Genomic DNA, 3,357 nt, shown 5'->3' on the forward strand with positions numbered 1-3,357 from the left:
CGGTTTGGCGCGAGCGGATGCAGGCCGCGAAGGCTGTGGACATGGTGGACAACGCTGACGCGTTGACCACATGCCCACACCAACTGCAGCAGACAGAGACTCTGGCAGCGTGATAGAAACGGATCAGGAGCGGTCAGTTTCCAACTAACAAACCGGTTCAAGCGGTCCCGCTCCGCGGGTCCATTTCACTCCACACCTGCAGCACAGCAACCAACAGCCACAATCAGAGCAGCGCCAGACCGCATACGCAGTCGGCGCAATATCCGCAACTCGCGTCCGGAGGTAGTCGTCGTTTCTTTTTAGCGACTGTGTCGTCAATTCCTGAATGATCGTTCTCTGCAGGCTCACAGTTCTTTCCTTGATCGGACTTCCGTATCCGTCCGGTGAAGCTTTCAATTACCCATAACTTTGACCACTCGGGCTGATCCGCCGATCGGCCAAATCTTGAATCGAAAGAATCACTTGTGATTCCTTGCTGAGCACCTGATTCGCGAGGGGTGCTCTATGGGGCTGACATTAAGGGATCGATCGGCAAAAGGCAGTTTGCGGTCCTTGAAAGGTGAATGTTGGATTGATCGAGAGAGTAGTGGATGCGAGTTTAGGGACGCGCGGCTCGGCGACAGATTCCGCAAGCTGCTCACGCAGATTGGAAGCGCCATGGGACAGAGCATTCCGCTCGTCTGCCAGGATTGGGCGAATACCAAGGCAGCCTACCGGTTCTTCTCTAATGACCGGGTCAGCGAAGCGGACATTCTGGCCGGCCATTTCCAATCGACACATGATCGTGCCGCCGCTGAAGGTCTCGTTCTTGTGCTGCACGATACAACCGAGTTCACCTATCAACGCGAGAAGTCAGAAGCGATCGGCATCACCAAGAGCATAAACAGTGGACGGGATAAGGCGGGTCGCCTCAGATCGCACACGGTTTGCGGCATCCTGATGCATTCGAGCCTCGCGGTCACAATCGAGGGGGTGCCGCTGGGGTTGGCGGCAGTTAAGTTCTGGACCCGGAAGAAATTCAAGGGGACGGCCGCGCTTAAAAAGAAGATCAATCCGACCCGGATTCCCATCGAGAAAAAGGAAAGCGTCCGATGGTTGGAAAATCTCAAGCAGTCTACCCAACTCTTGGATCATCCGGGACGATGCATCCATATTGGCGATCGCGAGAGTGACATCTACGAGCTTTTCTGCGCGGCACAGGAGATCGGAACTCATTTCCTGATCAGGACCTGCGTCGACCGCTTGGCTGGAGACGGGAATCACACGATCGCCGACGAAATGGACGAGGTCGCCGTCAAAGGGCTCCATCGCATCGAAGTCAGAGACAGCAACGGCGATCCCGACCAGGCCGTTCTTGAGATCAGGTATCGCAAGATTCGCGTCCTGCCGCCGATCGGAAAGCAGAATCGCTATCCCGCTCTGACCCTGACGGTGATCCATGCTGAAGAGCGCGGGACGCCGAAAAACAGAAAGAAGATCGATTGGAAGCTGATCACCGACCTGCCCATTGGTTCCCGCACCGACGCCATTGAGAAGCTCGAATGGTATGGCTTGAGATGGAAGATCGAGGTGTTCCACAAGATCCTCAAATCGGGCTGCAAAGCTGAGGAGTCGAAGCTCAGGACCGCCCAGCGTTTGACCAACCTGATCTCGCTCTTTTGCATCCTGAGTTGGCGGGTCTTCTGGATGACGATGCTCAACCGTTCCGCCCCAGACACGCCGCCAACCGTCGCGTTGACCGCGACTGAAATCGGCGTGCTCGATCGCCTCGTCAACGACAAACCAAAAGCAAAAAAGAAAATGCTCTCGCACTATCTTATCAAGATCGCCCGGCTCGGCGGTTATCTCGCCCGCGCCAGCGATCCGCCTCCCGGCAATACCGTTATGTGGCGTGGGCTGTCACGCCTCACCGACATCGCGCTGGGCGCGACGGTTGGAGGAGAATTTGTGGGTAATTGAAAGCCGGTGAAGGCCGCCTTGCCGAATGAGGCATGTTGTTGAGAACTGTCCTTATGGACAGTGATAGACGCAGTGCCCAAGTCGAACGGCTTGGGGTGGTGGACACGGGCCGGCGGCGGCGCTGGTCCGAGGATGAGAAGCTCAAGATCGTCCTGGAGAGCTTACAGGCGCCGCGCCAAGTCGCGGCAACAGCGCGGCGGTATGGCGTTTCGCGCTCATTGCTGCTGCGATGGCGACGCTCGTTTCAGCCTAAGCCGAAGGATGCCGCCTCTCCAACGGGCTTCGTACCGGCGATGGTGGTTGCGGAATCAGGGCCCTCGCCTTGTTCGGTCGAGCCGGCCGGCAGCGGCGGGTCGATCGAGATCGAGTTTGCTGCCGGGGTTCGGATGCGGATCACGGGTACGGTCGACGCGGCGACGCTGAAGGCCGTCGTCGCGACGCTGGCAGATGGACGCCTACGGTGATCCCCATTGCGTCGGGCGTGCGGGTGTGGATTGCGACCGGCCACACTGATATGCGTCGCGGCATGAACTCGCTGGCCTTGCTGGTGCAGGAAGCCTTCAAGCGAGACCCGCACGGCGGCGACCTCTATGTGTTCCGTGGCAAAAGCGGCAAGCTGATCAAGATCCTTTGGCACGATGGACTGGGCATGTCGCTTTATGCCAAGCGGCTGGAGCGCGGCCGCTTCCTGTGGCCGTCGTCGGCTGATGGCGTGGTGACAATCACCCCAGCCCAGCTTGGTTACCTGCTGGAGGGCATCGACTGGCGGATGCCGCAACATACCTGGCGACCGCAGGCGGCTGGCTGATCGCCGGCATTTGAATCGGCGGCACGATCAGCGGTTCGGACAAAGACCGCGTCTTGTGATTCTCTGGTCGGCGATGGGCGCCGATGATTCTCTTCCCGACGATGTGACCACGCTGCAGGCGATGCTGCGCGCCGAGCGAGCGGCCCGGTTGGCCGCGGAAGCCGAGGCCCAGGCAGGGACCTTGGTGATCGAGAAGCTCAAACTCACGATCAAGAAGCTCCGGCACGAGCAGTTCGGACAGTCCTCCGAGCGGGGCGCATTGCTGGACCAACTCGAGCTACAGCTCGCCGACCTGGAGGAGAACGCGGCGCAGGCTGAGACCGCGGCGCAGATGGCAGCCGAGAAGATTGCGGTGCCATCGTTCGAGCGCCGCAAGCCGGCCCGCCGGCCGCTGCCGGAGCATTTGCCGCGGGAGCGCATTGTCTATCCGGTGTCTGCCACCTGCCCATGCTGCGGCGACAGCCGATTGCGCAAGATTGGCGAGGACGTGACCGAAACGCTGGAGCTCATTCCGCGCCAGTGGAAGGTGATCCAGCACGTGCGCGAGAAGCTCGTCTGCCGGGCCTGCGAAGCGATCACCCAGCCGCCGG

The 3,357-nt window shown here is 59.9% G+C and carries 4 protein-coding genes; all 4 read left to right on the forward strand.

Features of this window, described 5'->3' with window-relative positions; genetic code table 11:
- The first annotated feature begins 504 nt into the window (after nt 1-504).
- Nucleotides 505-1,959, forward strand: coding sequence for an IS4 family transposase (locus tag CWO89_RS42190; protein WP_130231930.1), 1,455 nt, complete (start codon nt 505-507; stop codon nt 1,957-1,959).
- Nucleotides 1,960-2,012: 53 nt separating this feature from the next.
- Nucleotides 2,013-2,423 (forward strand): IS66-like element accessory protein TnpA, encoded by a 411-nt coding sequence (gene tnpA, locus CWO89_RS42195; RefSeq protein WP_130232059.1) that lies wholly within the window; start codon nt 2,013-2,015, stop codon nt 2,421-2,423.
- The gene (tnpB, locus tag CWO89_RS42200) at nt 2,420-2,767 is read left to right on the forward strand and encodes an IS66 family insertion sequence element accessory protein TnpB (protein WP_130584126.1); all 348 of its coding nucleotides are present in this window, start codon (nt 2,420-2,422) and stop codon (nt 2,765-2,767) included. Before tnpA ends, tnpB begins: the two co-directional genes overlap by 4 nt.
- 73 nt (nt 2,768-2,840) lie before the next feature.
- The coding region (locus CWO89_RS42205) for an IS66 family transposase (protein WP_207234694.1) at nt 2,841-3,357 on the forward strand (517 nt) is incomplete at its 3' end.

The sequence above is a fragment of the Bradyrhizobium sp. Leo170 genome (assembly GCF_004296405.1).
Lineage (GTDB): Bacteria > Pseudomonadota > Alphaproteobacteria > Rhizobiales > Xanthobacteraceae > Bradyrhizobium.